Here is a 16997-nt window from a genome sequence, read left to right as displayed (position 1 = left end):
ATTTTACGCATTTCAAAGCCACTTCATGTACACTAATTTGGTTTTGATTGTTGAAGGACTGAATGATGACCACCCCCAAGCTGCCAACCATGGTCGAGCCTGAGTTGCTCAATGGCGATAGTGCCAGCCATGAATCCTGGCATGCCTTTGAAATCATGGCCGAGTTTGTCGGCGCCACTGAAAACCTCAAGGCGATTACGCCCGCGGTGTCGATTTTTGGCAGTGCTCGTACCAAGCCTGACCATCCGTATTATCAACGCACCGAAGAAATTGCCCGGCTATTATCAGACTCCGGCTTTAGTGTGATTTCTGGCGGCGGGCCAGGCATTATGGAGGCGGCCAATAAAGGGGCTTTTCCAGGCCGTGGCGCCAGTGTCGGGCTGAATATCAAGTTGCCTTTCGAGCAGCACGGTAATCCCTATCAGGATATCGGCATCAGTTTTAAATACTTTTTTATGCGCAAGGTGATGTTCGTTAAATATGCCAGCGCATTTGTCGTCATGCCGGGCGGCTTTGGCACGCTGGATGAACTGATGGAAGCGATCACGCTGGTGCAAACGGGCAAAAGCCGCAAGATTCCGATTATTCTGGTCGGCAGCCAGTTTTGGGCAGGCTTGATAGACTGGTTGCGCAATACGCTGGTGGCAGAAGGCATGGCTTCGCCGACCGATATGCATCTGGTGCAAGTGATTGATGAGCCGCAACAGATCGTGGACGCGATTTTCAAACATTATGAAACCACTGGCTTCGAATTGACGCCAGCGGAGCGCAAGATGCAGTTGTACCTGTAATCGCTGCGCGCAAAGCCAGGATATTTACAAGTTTATTCAGCGCTGGATGTCCGCCACGGCACGGCTTTTTGCTAGAATAGCGATCACTGACTAAGGAGTCTTCCATGCGTAATGTTTCCCGTTTTATGCTGGCCACACTGTGCCTTGCGAGTTTTTCCATGCTGGCTAGTGCTGCGGCCCCCAAAGATGCCGAGTTGCTGGATGACATTCCCTCTCCGCCCAAGGTCATTGAAGGACAACCCATAGACCAGCCGACCATCTCCAAGCGCAAGGATGGTGATAACGAGGTTGAGGAATACAGCCTGAATGGCGAGGTCTATATGGTGAAAGTGACACCACCGAGCGGCAAGTCCTATTACCTGCACCGGGAAGACCGCAATGGCGAATGGGTACATGATGGTCCTTCTCGCCCGGTGTCCGTGCCCAAATGGATTCTTTTCCGCTTCTAAATGTTTTTGACCTGCCCGTAAGGGTAGGGTTGTCACCCACATGTCTGTTTTTACCACTCTGAGTCTGGATGAAGTGCGCCTATGGTTGGCGCCTTTTAATGTTGGCGAGCTGCAAACTTTGCGCGGCATTGCGGCTGGCATTACCAATACCAATTATTTTGTCGAAACCAGCGAGTCACGCTTTGTGCTGACTGTGTTTGAGAAAAACGATTTTGACGAGCTGCCTTATTTTGTGCACTTAATGACGCATTTGTCGCAGCACGGCATTCAATGCCCAAGCCCGATTGTCGATAAAGAAGGCGTGGCCTTGCACCGGATTCATGGCAAGCCTGCCCTGATGGTGAGCTGCTTGCGTGGCAGTGATGTCAGTCAGCCCAACCTGACCCAGATTGAAGCCGTGGCACAGACGCTGGCGCGTATGCATCTGGCGGGTATGGCGTTTCATGAGCAATCACACAATCAGCGCGGTCAGGGCTGGCGCGTGATGACAGCGCAGCAGGTGATGCCCAAGCTTGCACCCGTACAGCAGCATTTGTTGCAAGAGGAATTGCAGTTTCAGCATGGCCTGGATTTGTCTGGTCTGCCACATGGTGTGATACACGGCGATTTATTCCGCGATAACGTGTTGTTTGACGGCAATGTGTTGGGCGGCTTTATTGATTTTTACTATGCCTGCCATGATGTACTGGCCTACGATGTGGCCATTGCGGTGAATGAGTGGTGCGTAGACGCCAACGGTGTGTTTGTCGATGACAAGCTGGCCGTGTTCATGAATGCCTATCACGCGGTTCGCCCGTTCACTGCAGAAGAAAAATCCTTCTGGCCGGCCTTGTTGCGCCGCGCTGCCTTGCGCTTTTGGCTATCGCGCCTGTATGATTTTTACTATCCTGTGGCGGGGGAATTGACCCATGCCAAAGACCCGGCTCATTTCGAGCGGGTATTGCTGAATCGTCAAGCGCTTACTTAGTCGCGCTATAAAAGGGAGTCACATGACAGAAACAAACAGCCAGCGCGGGATTCGCTGGGTCAAAGAAAGCCTGGCTTTATTTAAAACGCAGCCACATATCTGGATGTTGTGCTCGCTGGCCTACATCTTCATTTTTATGGTGTTGCCATCCTTGCCATTGCTGGGGTTTCTAGGCATGGTGAGTGTGGTGATCTGGCCCGTCTGCATGGCCTGGATTGTGATGCTCTACCGCCAGGTGGATATGCACGGTGAAATGTCGCCCGGTGATGCCTGGCAACATCTCAAGCTGCATCTTAAGCCTTTGTTGCTGTTGGGCGCTAGCTGCCTGATTTATGCCGTGTTGGCGACCTATCTGCTCAGCAGCGAACTTGCTTCGCTCATTTCGCATGCGCCGACCAAAGCCGGCATGAGTGATTCACAAATGACCAAGTTTCTTGAAAACACGTTGTCATTTATTGTGAAGTTGCTGTTGCTGCTCTTGCCTTTGTTTATTGCTACCTGGTTTTCCCCCATGCTGATTGCCCTCAATGGCTATCCACTGGTGAAAGCGATCAAATCCAGTATCGCTGGCATGCTGCAATATACCGTGCCCATGGGCGTAGCCTGGCTAGTTATGATGCTGGGCATGCTGGTGGTAATGCTGGGACTGGGGCTGGTGATTGGCATTTTAGGTGTGCTGATTCCAACGGTCACGCAGTTGCTGATGCCGCTGCTGGTATTTATTGCCTTGCTGGTCATTAATGCGCTGATGTTTGCCTTTCAATACATCAGCTACAAAGATGCCTTCAGGGCAGCACCACAAGTCGAGGCCAGCGTTTAATTGCTTGCTGCTTGCAACGTTATCGCTTGCGGCGCTCGGTAAACAGGCTGTTACCGACAATCTTTTTGGCTTGCTTTTTGGCATGACTCATGGCGCCAGCCACTTCATGATGGCTGGCAAAAAACTCGGCGCTAACTCTGACTGCGCCGATAGACAAACTGCCAAACGGGAAAAAGTGTTCATTGCCCAAGCGGTCTTCAATATGAATGCCACCTGACTGCACATCCTTGAGGTCATAAAAGTCTGGCATGACCTTCGCCACCGTGTCCAGAATGTCGCGGCATATCCTTTCCCAGTCTTCACTCTGAAACACAATCACAAAGTCGTCACCGCCGATATGGCCGACAAAGTCATGCTCATGGTTCACCATGCTGCTCAGCATGCGCCCGACAAACTGGATCACCTCGTCGCCGCGGCGATAACCATAGGCATCGTTAAACGGCTTGAAATGATCAAGGTCACAATAACAGGCGACAAACGCTATGCGCCGTTCCAGCAGCTTGTCGATATGGGCATTAATTGGCACATTGCCCGGGAGCAGGGTGAGAGGGTTGGCATAGCGTGCGGCATGAATCTGCATGTTGGTCACTTCGCGCAACAGCGCATGACCACTGCCCATGCCCACATAACGCTCGCCGTCGACAATAATAAAGCCGTTCAGTAAATACTTGGGATCGGCTTGCAGGATCAGCTCGCTCAAGGCCAGGATGTGCATGTCCTTTTGGATGATGAGGCATTGCGTATCCATAAATGTGGTGCAGGATTTCTTGCCATGTAATTCTTTTTGGTAACGCCGCGCAAAGCGGTCTATGGTGTCATAACGGCTGATCAGCCCCAGTGGCTTGCCTTTATGGTCGGTGACCGGGATAGAGTTGAGATTGTTGTCGTGATGAAACCAGTCATAGACTTCTTCATTGGTCATTTCAGGCAGCGCCGCCACTTGATAGCTGGTGAGCCCGGATACGGTTGCTTGTTTGGAGACCATGGTTTGCTGGTCCGCAAATAAACGAATAATGTTTTTGTTGAGCAGGGTGCTCACTTCTTCGGACAAAGTCGCCTGAAATTTGGGGAACGGACGGCCCAGCAGGTAGCCCTGGGCATAGTCTATTTTCAAGTCTTTGATGACCGCCAGTTCTTCTTTGGTTTCTATGCCTTCGGCTATCGTCAGCGTGTTAGACTCCAGCGCAATTTTCTGAATGCCGCGGACAAATTCCAGCTTGATCGGATCGTTGTGGATGTTGGCAATAAAATGCTTGTCGATTTTGACATAGTGCGGTGACAGCTCAGACCACAAACGCAAACTTGAAGTCCCTTCACCCAGATCATCGAGCGCGATTTTAAACCCGAGTGCCTTGAGTTTGGTGACCGCCTCCTTGAGTTCGGCGTAATCGCGTATGGTGGAACTCTCGGTGATTTCGATAACAATATCGCTGGCTGCAAGCTGATAGTTCTCCAGCTGCGCCAAGCTTAATGACCAGTCACTTTCGCTGTGCAGCAAGGCATCCGGGCTAAAGTTTACAAACAGTGGCATGGCATGGTTCGCCCGGCGATATTCTTCAAAAATCACATCGCGCGCGATAGACTCCATCTCGATATCCCGCCCACATAACTTGGCTGCATTGAGCAAGGCAATCGGCGCATGTAGTTTGGACTCCAGTGGTCCGCGAATCAGCGCCTCATGCGCAAACACCTGCGCTTGCTTGATATCAATAATGGGCTGAAACAAGGGCAACAGGTTTCTCTGTGCCAGGATGGCTTCAATTTCGGTATTGGGGGCAGCATAAATCATGCTAGCAGTATCGACGAAGCGTGAAGATTCTTGATCAAGGAAATGTCAAGATTGGATGAAATATTTATGACAATATCTTGTGCTGCAAGCTAGCTTGAAATGGTTGAACGTAACAACTGAGACGAATGAAACCTCAACTTGAGGCGTATCAACAGACGGTGCGTGAGGTTACTGCCCTGAGGCCTCGTTAACAGGCGTAAACGACCTCAGATTTTTTCCAGCTTGGCGTATTCGAGCATCAGCGTTTTCAATCCGGCGCTGCCAAAATTCACTTTCACGGCCAGATCGCTGGCATTGCCTTCATAGCTGACTACCACGCCTTCGCCAAATTTGCTGTGGCGCACACTTTGACCAATCTTGAACGGATAGTTGGACTGGGTGCTTGCCGGTTGTGCAGCTGGCATGGTGTATTGACCGCCAGCCGCATAAGGTTTGGCAGCCGGTTTGCTATTCAGGCGTTTGGTGAGTTCGGCAGGAATTTCATCGACAAAGCGTGAAGGGATGCCGTAGCGAACTTGTCCATGTAGCATGCGGCTTTGCGCATAGGTCATATACAAGCGCTGGCGCGCGCGCGTGACGGCGACGTACATGAGCCGCCGCTCTTCCTCAAGGCCACCATTTTCATAGGCAGCTTGCTCGTGTGGGAACAGGCCTTCTTCGACGCCGCTGATAAACACACTCTGAAACTCCAGACCTTTGGCGGCATGCACGGTCATCAGTTGCAGGGCCTCATGACCAACGTCGGCCTGATGGTCGCCTGCTTCTAGGCTGGCATGGTTCAGAAACTGGGTCAGCAGGTCGGCATCTTCCTCCATGTTGTGATGGTTACCCAAGTCCTGCTTGCTAAAGGCGACCGCAGCCGTCACCAGTTCTTGCAAGTTTTCAATGCGGTCTTCGCCTTCTTTGTCGTTTTGGTAGTGCGCCATCAGGCCACTCAGGTTGATGACCATTTCTGCCATTTCACCCAGCGTGATGCCGTAGCCTTGGTCAACAATTTGCCGGATCAAGGCGACAAAGCCATCCAGGCCTTTGCTGCCTAGCTTGCCTTCACCCACTTTGTTGGTGGCGGCCTGCCATAAGCTGCATTCATTTTGGCGCGCAGCTTCTTGCAGTTGTTCTAGGCCACGCGCACCGATGCCGCGGGGCGGGAAGTTAATAATACGCAACAAGGCCGTGTCGTCGTTGGCGTTGGCAATCAGCCGCATGTAGGCCAAAGCGTGTTTGATTTCAGCCCGCTCGAAAAAGCGCAGACCGCCATACACGCGGTAAGGGATGTTGGCCGAAAACAGGGTATGTTCGAGAATGCGGGACTGCGCATTGCTGCGGTAGAGCAGGGCCATCTCGCCCAAGGGTACGCCTTCTTTTTGCAGCATATTCACTTCATCGACAATAAACTGCGCTTCGTCGGTATCGTTGTAAGCCTCATAAATGCGAATCGGCTCGCCCTTGCCGGCCGAGGTCCACAGGTTTTTACCCAAACGGTTGCGGTTGTTGGCAATGATGGCGTTGGCGGCATCGAGGATGTTGCTGTGCGAACGGTAGTTTTCTTCGAGCTTGACGATATTCTGCACGTTGAAATCGCGCTGGAAGTCATTCATATTGCCGACGCGTGCGCCACGGAATGCGTAAATGCTCTGGTCGTCATCCCCGACGGCAAAAATACTGTTATGTGCGCCGCCTAACAGTTTTAGCCACAGGTATTGCAGACGGTTGGTGTCCTGAAACTCATCGACCAGGATATATTGAAAGCGTTGCTGATAATGCGCACGGATGTGCGGTTCGCGTTCTAGCAACTCGTAGCAACGCAATAATAACTCGGCAAAATCGGCCACGCCTTCGCGGTTACATTGCTGATCATAGGCCGCATAAATTTCGCGCAATTTCTGGCTATGGCCGTCGTAAGCATCGACGCTATCCGCTCGCAGGCCTTCCTCTTTGCAGCTATTGATATAGCCCATCACCTGCTTGGGTGGATATTTTTCATCATCCACATTCATCAGTTTCATCACGCGCTTGATGGCAGAAAGCTGGTCGGCGGTATCTAAAATCTGAAAGGTATTAGGTAAGCCCGCTTCACGGTAATGCGCGCGCAACATGCGGTTACACAAGCCGTGAAAGGTGCCTGCCCACATGCCGCGTGTATTGATCGGCAACATGCTGGTGAGGCGGGTCAGCATTTCCTTGGCAGCTTTGTTGGTAAACGTCACTGCCATCAGGCCCATGGGGGAGGTTTGCCCGGTTTGGATCAACCAGGCAATCCGCGTGGTGAGCACGCGGGTTTTGCCACTGCCGGCCCCGGCTAGAATGAGTGCCGAGACATGCGGCAGGGTGACCGCTTGCAGTTGTTTATCATTCAGGCCCTGTAACAGATTATTTTCAGAATACATGCTGTTATTATCGCATGATGCAGCGTTTCAGGCGCAGTCTAAGCATGCGCTTGTACTCGGCAAATCGTTGCACGCAACATTTCTCTGGAACTTTTTAAAACATCCCACACTCATACTTGCACGATGATGATGAATCATCTTTCCGCTTCTTTCCTCCCTGAGCGGAAGCCTTTACGATGAGGCCTATTGCCCCGATTTACCCCTTAATCGGGGCTTTTTTTGTCTATAGGTTTTAGACGGTGATTTTAAACACCACCGGTAAACCCGACTTGTCGCCAGGCTTCATACAGCAAAATTGCGGCTGAGTTGGATAAATTCAGGCTACGGCTATGCGGCAACATTGGCAATCTGACACGATGCTCTGCCGCAAATTGGGCGCGAATTTCTTCTGGCAAGCCACGTGACTCTGGTCCAAACACAAATACATCCTCGTCTTTAAACTGCAAATCGCTGTGGCGCGTGCTGCCTTTGGTGGTCAAGGCAAACATGCGTTTTCCATGCAGCGCTTGCTGGCATTCCGCCCAGTTTTCATACACGGTCAACGCTGCATATTCATGGTAGTCCAGTCCAGCCCGCTTTAACTGTTTATCTGAAAGTTCAAAACCCAGTGGTTTGACCAGATGCAGCCTGGCACCTGCATTGGCACAGAGACGGATAATGTTGCCTGTATTGGGCGGGATTTCGGGTTCGAAAAGCACGATATGAAACATGTTTGGCTGCTTGTTTGCTTACGCAAGGATAGTATGACGGTGATATGATAGTCGAGAAAGTATCTCAAGATAAATAATTACAACGCCATGGCTCGTCCCGAGAAAATTAGATTAGGTGAAATTCTGGTCAGACAGAATTTCATGACCCAAGCTGAACTGGATCAGGCGCTGGAAGAGCAGCGCAAGACAGGCCGCCGCCTTGGACGGGTGATTGCTGAAAAAGGCTATGCCAACGAGCGGCAAATTGCTGAAGCCGTTGCACATCAGCTCAATATCCCTTTCCTGGATCTTGGCCAGTATGAGCTGGATCCCAAGCAGGTTCAAAAACTCCCTGAAGTGCAGGCACGTCGTTTCCGTGCCATTTTGCTCGAAGAGCGTCCAGACAGCATTCTGGTGGCGATGGTTGACCCTTCGGATGTCTATGCCTATGACGAATTGGTCAGGCTGCTCAGGCGTGATATTGATATCGTCGTGGTGCAAGAGAGTCTGCTCATGCAGACCATTGATCGTTCCTATCGCCAGACTGAGCAGATTTCTTCACTGGCGCTTGAGTTGCAAGAGGACCTGGCAGACAGCAATGCCGATCTCTCAAGTATGATGGGCGTAGACCTGGGCGTAGACGATGCGCCTGTGGTCAAGCTGTTGCAGACGATTTTTGAGGACGCGGTGCAAGTGCGAGCGTCTGACGTGCACATTGAGCCGCAAGACAACAAGCTGCTGATCCGCTTTCGGATTGATGGTGTCATGCACTTTCAAACCCAGGCAGATATCAAAATTGCCACTGCGTTGGTCATGCGTCTCAAGATCATGGCTGGCTTGGATATCTCTGAAAAGCGCCTGCCACAAGATGGTCGTTTTGGCTTCTCGGTCAAAGGTAAGGCGGTCGATATGCGTATTTCGACCATGCCAACGCAGTATGGCGAAACGGTGGTCATGCGTCTGCTGATTCAAAATACTGCGCACTTTCAGCTGGACAAATTGGGCATGCCGCCTGCCTTACTCGCACGCTTTAGAAAAATGATTAACCGCCCCAGTGGTATGGTGTTGGTCACCGGGCCTACCGGGAGTGGTAAAACGACGACCTTGTACTCAGCATTGAGTGAGCTTAATACCCCCGAAACCAAAGTCATTACGGTGGAAGACCCGGTGGAGTACCGTTTACCCGGCATTATTCAGACGCAGGTCAATGAAAAAATCGAGCTGGATTTCCCCAAGTTGCTACGTGCCATTTTGCGTCAGGATCCAGATATTGTGCTGGTGGGCGAAATGCGTGATGAAGAAACCGCGCAGACCGGTTTGCGTGCCTCAATGACAGGGCATTTGGTACTTTCAACGTTACATACTAATGATGCCTCCACTGCGCCCGTGCGTTTGATTGATATGGGGGTGCCGCGTTTCATGGTGGCCATGTCCTTGCTCGGTGTCATGGCGCAACGTCTGGTAAGGCTGATTTGCCCGCACTGTGCTGATGAGCATGCGCCTACCGAGAGTGAAACGGTGTGGCTCAATCAGGTGTTGCCGGATGCAACCTTACCGACCAACTTCCGCCATGGCAAAGGCTGTCAGCATTGCAACCGTACCGGTTATCTGGGGCGGGTAGGCTTGTATGAGTTTCTTGAAATGACCGATGAGCTGGCAATGGCAGCCAACATGCCGGATACCAATATCTTTATCAAAAAAGCGCGTGAACGTCTCAAAGGTAAAACCCTGCGCGACCAATCGCTGCAATTGGCGATTGAAGGTAAAACCACGCTGGAAGAAATCATGCGTGTCGATAACCAGTTTGAAGAATAACGCCTATGCCATTATTTGAATACAAAGGGCGCACCGAAGATGGCATGATGGTGACTGGGGTACAAGAAGCCGCCGATGCCGATGCCTTGGGCGCCGCGTTAATTGGTACCCGAATTACGCCAGTTGAGATTAAGCCCAAGAAAACGGGTGCTGTTGCGATTAACCTGTTTGAAGAGAAAATCACCAGTCTTGAGGTGATGATTTTCAGCAAGCAGATGTATACGCTGCTTAAAGCCGGTATTCCGATTATGCGCGCCCTCTCAGGTATTCAAAGCTCAGTAGGTAACCCTAAGCTGGCGCAAGTGGTCGGTCAACTGCGAGTGAGCCTGGACTCAGGCCGTGAATTGTCGGTTGCCATGACTGAGCACCCCAAGGTATTCAATGGCTTTTATATCAGCATGATCCGCGTGGGGGAGACCACAGGTAACCTGGACAATATTTTTCTGCGTCTGTCCGAGCATATTGAGTTTGACCGCTTTATGCGTGGGCAAATTAAGTCGGCTTTGCAATATCCTATGTTTGTGATTACCGCCATGGCCATTGCCATTGTGGTGATCAACGTCATGGTGATTCCTCAGTTTGAAAAAGTGTTTGCCAGCATGCATGCCGATTTGCCATTCATCACCAAGGTGCTGATTGCATTTTCAAACTTTATGCGCAATTACTGGTTTGTGCTGATTGGCATGATAGCCGCGGCAGGTTGGTCTTTTAAAGCTTATGTTAAAACGGCAAGTGGTCGGTCAAATTGGGACCGTATCAAAATGCGTATCCCGATTGCCGGCAAAATTATTTTTAAAGGCACCATGGCCCGTTTTGCCCGTAGCTTTGCGTTGTCTACACGCAGTGGTTTGCCCATTCTGTCAGCTTTAAGGCTAGTGTCACAAACAGTCGAAAACGACTATATTTCAGCAAAAATCCTAAGCATGTCTGCTGGCATTGAGCGCGGCGAAACCATACTAAGAACCGCTACGCAAACCGGCGTGTTCAACTCACTCGTTTTACAAATGATCGCCGTTGGCGAAGAGTCAGGCTCGCTGGATACATTAATGCAGGAAATTGCCGATATGTATCAGGCAGATGTGGAGTATGACGTCAAAACATTGGGTGCGCAGATTGAGCCTATTTTGATTATCTTTTTGGGAGCCCTCGTCCTAGTGCTTGCATTGGGGGTATTTTTACCAATCTGGGACATGAGTTCTGTGATGCTAAAAGGTAGCTAGTTTTGGGTGTAGTGGAATGGACCAAAATTGTCTGGCATAGTATTTGCTAATGACAATTTAACGCAGTGTTAACCTGCCACTGGGATAAGAACGACAGGGCATTTTGATTAGGAGTTTTAGTAATGAAAAAACAAGCTGGTTTTACATTGGTTGAATTGGTTGTTGTGATTGCAGTGCTTGGTATTTTGGCGGCTACGGCGTTGCCAAGATTTGTGAATGTGCAATCAAACGCAAGGGTTGCTGCTGGAAATGGGCTGGCGGCATCTTTACGATCTGCTGCTAATTTGGCTAGAGCTTCCTGGGTTGCGGCTGGTAGTAATGCCGCTGCATTGCAAGTAACGATGGATGGTCAAGCGGTCACAGTAAATAACTCCGGATATCCTACCGCTGATGCTGCAGGCATTGTTGCTGCATTGCAGAGTTTAGATGCTCAATTTACAGCGAGTCACAATAACGGAGTATCAACTTTTCAAGTGGGTACTTTCAACACATGTACAGTTACTTATACTGCCGCGACGGGTGTTGTTAGTACTGCAAATTTAAGTGCTGGTAACTGTGGAGGCTAACAAAAAGTACTTATGAAATCTGATGGCTTTACGCTTGTCGAGTTGGTTGTGGTAATTGCTTTGACAGGCGTTATGGTGGCTGTGGCAATGCCCAGATTCGCAAACGGCGATATCTTCGAAACCCGCGGTGACGCGGGTTTACTTTCATCTACATTACGCTATGCGCAAAAAACAGCGATTGCCCAGCGTCGGAATGTGTATGTGATTCTCAATAATGCGGTGCCAGATACGGTTAGCTTATGTTTCGATACCGCGTGCAATCAGGCAGTGATCAATCCTGAGACGACTGCTGCATATGTATTTACCAGCAGCAAGAATGTGGATATCACCTCAGGCAACGTAAGCGTGGGCTTTGACGCACTCGGGCGGGTGGTGCCTAATTCTACGGTTAACTATAAAGCGACCAACAAGAAAAATAATGCGCAATCTGTGACCGTGACTGTTGAGGCGGACACCGGATACATACACTGATCAGTCCACCAGTGACAGGCTGGATAATAACAATGCATCACAACAAACATCACTCTTACAGACAACCAGGCAAACCTTGCATGCGCTTGCAAGCAGGTTTTTCATTGGTGGAGATGGTGGTGTTTATGGTGATTGTCACCACCGCCATCGCCGGTGTTATCGGTGCGCTCTCATTTATGGGACGTCATTCTGCAGATCCGCTGGCGCGTAAGCAAGCAATCGCCATTGCTGAGTCGCTGATGCAAGAAGTCCAGCAAATGCCTTTTACTTATTGTGATCCCGATGACCCGAATGCTTCTACGGCGACAAGTTATGGCGATTGTACCAATCCACAAAATGCGACCTTGAATGGCCCCACTCCCTCTACAGAGAGCCGTTACAGTGCCACCGATCCATTTGATAATGTGGCCGATTATGGTGGATTTTCCATGCCTGGTGGTGGATGTGCCGGCATTTGCCGCATTGGCAATGCGACTGCCTTACCGGGCTTAAACCCTTACGCGGCATCCGTTGCAATTACTCAGGCGGGCGGGAGTGGTGCTTTTGCAGCGCTGCCAGCAGATGCGGTGTTACAGATTGTGATTACGGTGACAGGCCCCGCAGACACTATCATCCGACTGACTGGATATAGGGTTCGTTATGCGCCGAGAATTTAACCAACCCAAATCTGCTATTTCAGGCTTCACCTTGGTGGAGTTGGTCATCGTCATTGTGGTGATGGCAATTCTCGGCGGTATTTCCGTCACCTTTATCAAAAACTCCATTCTGGCGTATGTGAATTCAGAAGCCTATTATGAGCTGGCAGACCGTGCGGATATCTCATTGCGCCGCATGTCACGAGATATCCGCAACGCCTTGCCCAATAGTGTCTGGGTGGCTGCTGATAATTCCTATGTAGAGTTTGTGCCGATCAAAGCTGGCGGCCGCTACCAGCAGGATACGCTGGATTTTGTAAGTGCGAATGACACTTTTAACGTACTCGGCGACCCTGTGCCTTCTGTAGATTCTGGCGACCAGTTAGTGATTTATAACCTTGGTATTCAAGGAGCAGATGTGTATGCGGGGGATACGATTCGTTCCTTAACCAGCACTGGCACTAATCTCAGCACGCTCTCATTTAGCGGTTCAGCCTTTCCACTACCCTCCCCGGGTAGCCGTTTTTATGTGGTGAACGGGGCCGTATTTTATGTCTGTGATTTAGCCAACCGCCGTCTGTTGATGTATTCAAACTACGCAATTCCATCTGCCCATCCGTCAAACTTTGCCGGACTCACCCCTAGTATCGTTGCGCAAGATGTCACGGGCTGCAGTTTTACTTATACAGAAGGCGTCATGCAGCATAGCGGCGTGGTAACAGCACAGCTAGAGCTCAGTAAAAATGGTGGCGTTGTGCGCCTGGTTAACCTGATTAATGTGGTGAATTCGCCATGAAAAATACGCTTCATCGCATAAAAGGATTTATGTTGCCTGTGGCAATCTTCTTAATGGTGATATTGGCGTCGCTTGTGGGTTATTCCATGCGGCTGTCATTGTTGGCCAATCAAGGCTCGATACAGGATGTGCAAGGTGCACAAGCTTACCTGGCTGCCAAGGCTGGCGTCGAGTGGGCGGCTTATCAGGTGATTGCGCCAGGGACGACATCAATGCAATCCTGCCCAACACCGCCTAATCCGTTTACGATTAATGGCTTTAACATTGCATTGACATGTAATCAAACAAACCCGATGCCACAAGACCGGGCAGGGACACAGAATATCGGCATGTATACCATTACCGCGACCGCCTCAAAAGGAGCGGCTGGCGCGCTTGATTATATTGAGCGCAAAGTCACAGTGAGCTTGAGTCGTTGCCTGATGGGTACAGAAGAGTGTAGTTAGAGGAAAATGACCGTGTTTAGATGGAAGCATGCAACAGTAGTGATATGGCTTTTGTGTCTGGTCAGCTTGTTTTCTGCTGAAGCGACAAAAGCGGCAACGGTTACTTTAAACGCCAACGGCGGTTCTGACTCTTCAAATGGGTTAAAAATCTTTATCAATGATAACTCTCAAATTCAAGTGCAAAGGCTCAATAGTAGTGGCCAGCTTTATCAACCTGATCGAACGCCAGCTAATAGTCGGTTAGATAACGGGATTTATATTCGTGGCAATAATACTATTTATGGCCCTGATCACTTTGCCTACAACGCACCAGGAAGCTATACAGCGCAAGCAATGACAGCGGTGACGCCAGCTAACGCATCCGCTGGAAATGCGCAGACTACCCGTTCGCAGTTCACCGTTCCCGGGAACAATGTCGGCGGCGGACCACAAATAACAATAGATTGGAGTTATACCTATCCCTATGACTTTGTGACTGCAAAGGTCACTATTAATATTCCTTTGTTGTATCCAGTCAGCTCCAGTAATCCAGTGCGTTATTATCATGTGGTGGATACCTATTTGGGTGGCTCTGACTGTGGATGTGGTGTTCGTTACGTCGATACCAACGGCAAACAGGTCGCCGGGACTTATCCTTATGCAGGTAGCTGCTCTTCAGGAAGTGGAAATACGAATGTTCAGTGCCCTTCTAGTACAAGTTTGCCTGCCAACCTGGATGTGGTTGAGAGTTTCAGGGAGCGGGATGGGAAATTTGGCCGTTATTGTGTAGGCAATTACCAAACATTCTGGTCCAATGACAATTCCGTCGCCTGTGCGATCGCCAAAACAGGCCAATTGGGGAATACAGTCAATACCACTTTAACAGACACAGGCGCTGCGATTGAATACGACTTTACATCGCCTGGAACATACACATTCAGCTATGACTTTGTGGTTGGCTCAACCCTGGTGCCCGATTATGACCATCTGGAAATCCGCCACCCTGGCAGTTCCTCTTTATGTCCGGTCGATATTCAGGTCATGGCTTGTTTGGTTTCTACCATGCCTTGTCCGGATGATCAGCTCATCAATTCAGGAAGCCTTACTGGTACGCTGACCATCTCTCCCAGTTCTCCAACCGTCACAGTGACGCCGGACGCCCAGTTTGAGGTCGGGAATGCCCGTACCATTGACACCCTTACCTTACAAGGTAGCGCTGCAGCTACTTATACCTTGGGAGCAAGCGGTCTCACCAAAGGCCCGATGAATGGTGTCAAGTGCTGGAACACCGCAAATAACTCGCAAAGTTGTAGCTTTACAATGACAAATACCCCATGCGTGAGTACCTATGAGTGTATGGAAAGCGGGGTGACTTATAATAATTTGAATAGCAATTCATCGGCACGTAATCCGATTTACACAAAAATCCTAGCGCAGTCTTTTGATCTGGATGTGGTTGCGCTGCTCTCAAGTGGCGCCCAGTCGAGTGGCTATAATTCTTCAGGCTTAAAAGTTGATTTGGTGACAGATAGCAATGGCTCATGCAGTACAAATATTGTCGTCACTAAAGATGTTAGTTTTGCAGCCTCAGATGGTGGACGTAAAAAGGTGACTTTCAGTGCAACAGATGTCCCCAAAGCTTATCCTAACTTGCGATGTCAGGTACGCGACCCAGGTCAGAACAAATCGGGGTGTTCGTCTGATAATTTTGCCATTCGGCCACAATCCTTGGCTGTGACCAATACCAATACAGCAAGCTCAAGCTCACCAAGCAGTACAGTGAGCCCTGTGTTCAAGGCGGGGGCTGATAATTTCAGTCTGACTGTTTCTAGTGGCGAACAGGGCTATAACGGCACCCCAAAAATATCCAATGCCTTGCTGGCTGCTCACTCAGGCGCACCCGTCGTGGGGCAGGTGGCCGGGTCATTTGCTGCAGCCAGTTCTGGGGCCAGCACCGGAACCAACTTTACTTACTCCGAAGTTGGGCATTTTAAAATTTCACCGCAAGGTTTGTACGACGATACTTTCACTGCGGTTGATCAATCCAAAGGCGATTGTGATAACAGTGGGAGTCCGTTTGATAATGGCGGCGCAGGGACGCCGCCAAAATACGGCTGCCGTTTCGGCAATACCACAGACACAAATTATTTTGGTCGTTTTATCCCCAACAGTTTTCGGGTGGATGCTTCTAGTCCGGTGACGCTGGCGTGTGGCAACTTTGTGTATTATGGTCAAGATACCACTGCAAGCAGTGCAGCACCTGGATTTATTACACCCTTCAGCATTACGGCCTTGAACGCTGCTGGCAACACCACACAAAACTACACAGGTAATTATGCACGGCTGGATTTGACAAATTATAGTTTGTACCGATTTAGCGCTTCGCCGTCCAATGGTGCAACCCTAAGTGCGAGTGCTGCAAACCCAGCGATTAGCAAAACAACAGACAACACAGCGCCGATTTGGGGAAATGGGACTACCAGTGTTCGTGTCAGACATAAATTATCCCGACCGTCTTCTGCCATCAATCAGCAAAGTGTGGTGATCTCGGCACAGCCGCAAGACAGTGACAATGTGACTTCTACACAAACTGCATTGACGAGTGGTGGGATCGCTTTCCGTTATGGACGTCTGGCAGTCATCCCGGCTCATGGTTCTGAGCTGTTGGCTTTGCCAGTGCCGATTGAAGCGCAATATTATAAAGATGGCTTTTATGTGCGTAGTCAGGGTGATGCATGTACCACCATTGATAGCAAAAGCATCGTTATGAAAAACTATAAGGGTAACCTGGCGGCATGCGAGACCTTTATGAATGGTACTTATACTGCGAATAACGGCTTGGTGAAAGCCATTCTGTCAGCGCCCAAAGTGGGGTCTGATGGGCGGCCCAATGTCGGGAGTGTTGATCTTGAAATAAATCTGGACAACGCTGTTCCTGGGGAGGTCACTTGTCAAAGCAATGCCGGTACGGTCAGTGCTATTGGTGGCGGCAAATCAGATTGGTTTGGTACCTCGGACCCGGTGGGGCGCGCCTCCTTTGGCATCTACAAAGCGCCCATCATCTACATGCGTGAAAGCTTCCAATAAAGACAAAACCACCTAAATCAGGTGGTTTTGTCGTCTTATTCCTGCATTTGATCTCCCGTTTCAGGCACTAAAGTTGCTCGCATATATGAG

15 protein-coding genes are annotated in these 16997 nt (G+C 50.1%); 12 read left to right on the top strand and 3 right to left on the bottom strand.

The window, feature by feature from the left end; all coding sequences use genetic code 11:
• The first annotated feature begins 65 nt into the window (after positions 1–65).
• From INP77_RS08890 to INP77_RS08875, 4 genes are all read left to right on the top strand, one after another.
• Positions 66–791 carry a TIGR00730 family Rossman fold protein gene (locus INP77_RS08890; RefSeq protein ID WP_194749104.1) on the top strand — a complete coding sequence of 242 codons (726 nt, stop codon included), beginning with the start codon at positions 66–68 and terminating at the stop codon, positions 789–791.
• Between the two features lie 104 nt (positions 792–895).
• Positions 896–1240, top strand: a complete 345-nt coding sequence (locus tag INP77_RS08885; RefSeq protein ID WP_194748686.1) for a DUF2782 domain-containing protein — start codon at positions 896–898, stop codon at positions 1238–1240.
• A 40-nt stretch (positions 1241–1280) separates the two neighbouring features.
• Complete coding sequence (locus INP77_RS08880) at positions 1281–2207, top strand: homoserine kinase (protein ID WP_194748685.1); 927 nt, start codon at positions 1281–1283, stop codon at positions 2205–2207.
• A 22-nt stretch (positions 2208–2229) separates the two neighbouring features.
• Complete coding sequence (locus INP77_RS08875; RefSeq protein WP_194748684.1) at positions 2230–3027, top strand: BPSS1780 family membrane protein; 798 nt, start codon at positions 2230–2232, stop codon at positions 3025–3027.
• A gap of 19 nt (positions 3028–3046) precedes the next feature.
• Here the strand turns inward: INP77_RS08875 and INP77_RS08870 are convergent, their stop codons facing one another.
• The 3 genes from INP77_RS08870 to trmL form a co-directional block, all read right to left on the bottom strand.
• Positions 3047–4816: a GGDEF domain-containing protein gene (locus INP77_RS08870; protein WP_194748683.1), complete on the bottom strand. Its 1770-nt coding sequence runs from the start codon at positions 4814–4816 to the stop codon at positions 3047–3049.
• Positions 4817–5022: 206 nt separating this feature from the next.
• Positions 5023–7203, bottom strand: coding sequence for a DNA helicase II (gene uvrD, locus INP77_RS08865; protein ID WP_194748682.1), 2181 nt, complete (start codon positions 7201–7203; stop codon positions 5023–5025).
• 245 nt (positions 7204–7448) lie between these two features.
• Positions 7449–7913: a tRNA (uridine(34)/cytosine(34)/5-carboxymethylaminomethyluridine(34)-2'-O)-methyltransferase TrmL gene (gene trmL / locus INP77_RS08860; RefSeq protein WP_194748681.1), complete on the bottom strand. Its 465-nt coding sequence runs from the start codon at positions 7911–7913 to the stop codon at positions 7449–7451.
• A gap of 141 nt (positions 7914–8054) precedes the next feature.
• Here trmL and INP77_RS08855 point away from each other — a divergent pair, with 141 nt between their 5' ends.
• The 8 genes from INP77_RS08855 (at position 8055) to INP77_RS14900 (ending at position 16907) form a co-directional block, all read left to right on the top strand.
• Positions 8055–9707: a GspE/PulE family protein gene (locus INP77_RS08855; protein WP_368667931.1), complete on the top strand. Its 1653-nt coding sequence runs from the start codon at positions 8055–8057 to the stop codon at positions 9705–9707.
• 5 nt (positions 9708–9712) lie between these two features.
• Positions 9713–10927, top strand: coding sequence for a type II secretion system F family protein (locus INP77_RS08850; protein WP_194748679.1), 1215 nt, complete (start codon positions 9713–9715; stop codon positions 10925–10927).
• 122 nt (positions 10928–11049) lie between these two features.
• Positions 11050–11493: a type II secretion system protein gene (locus INP77_RS15045; protein ID WP_194748678.1), complete on the top strand. Its 444-nt coding sequence runs from the start codon at positions 11050–11052 to the stop codon at positions 11491–11493.
• Between the two features lie 12 nt (positions 11494–11505).
• Positions 11506–11964, top strand: a complete 459-nt coding sequence (locus INP77_RS08840; RefSeq protein WP_194748677.1) for a Tfp pilus assembly protein FimT/FimU — start codon at positions 11506–11508, stop codon at positions 11962–11964.
• 32 nt (positions 11965–11996) lie between these two features.
• Positions 11997–12620: a prepilin-type N-terminal cleavage/methylation domain-containing protein gene (locus INP77_RS08835; protein WP_228518836.1), complete on the top strand. Its 624-nt coding sequence runs from the start codon at positions 11997–11999 to the stop codon at positions 12618–12620.
• Complete coding sequence (locus INP77_RS08830) at positions 12604–13395, top strand: prepilin-type N-terminal cleavage/methylation domain-containing protein (RefSeq protein ID WP_194748676.1); 792 nt, start codon at positions 12604–12606, stop codon at positions 13393–13395. Before INP77_RS08835 ends, INP77_RS08830 begins: the two co-directional genes overlap by 17 nt.
• A gap of 86 nt (positions 13396–13481) precedes the next feature.
• Positions 13482–13841, top strand: coding sequence for a hypothetical protein (locus tag INP77_RS08825; protein WP_228518835.1), 360 nt, complete (start codon positions 13482–13484; stop codon positions 13839–13841).
• A 6-nt stretch (positions 13842–13847) separates the two neighbouring features.
• Complete coding sequence (locus INP77_RS14900; RefSeq protein ID WP_228518834.1) at positions 13848–16907, top strand: DUF6701 domain-containing protein; 3060 nt, start codon at positions 13848–13850, stop codon at positions 16905–16907.
• Positions 16908–16997 lie beyond the last annotated feature (90 nt).

Source organism: Methylophilus sp. 13, assembly GCF_015354335.1.
GTDB classification, from domain to species: Bacteria; Pseudomonadota; Gammaproteobacteria; order Burkholderiales; family Methylophilaceae; genus Methylophilus; species Methylophilus glucosoxydans.
The sequence above is the reverse complement of the archived record's forward strand: the minus strand, read 5'-3'. Positions and strand labels throughout refer to the sequence as shown.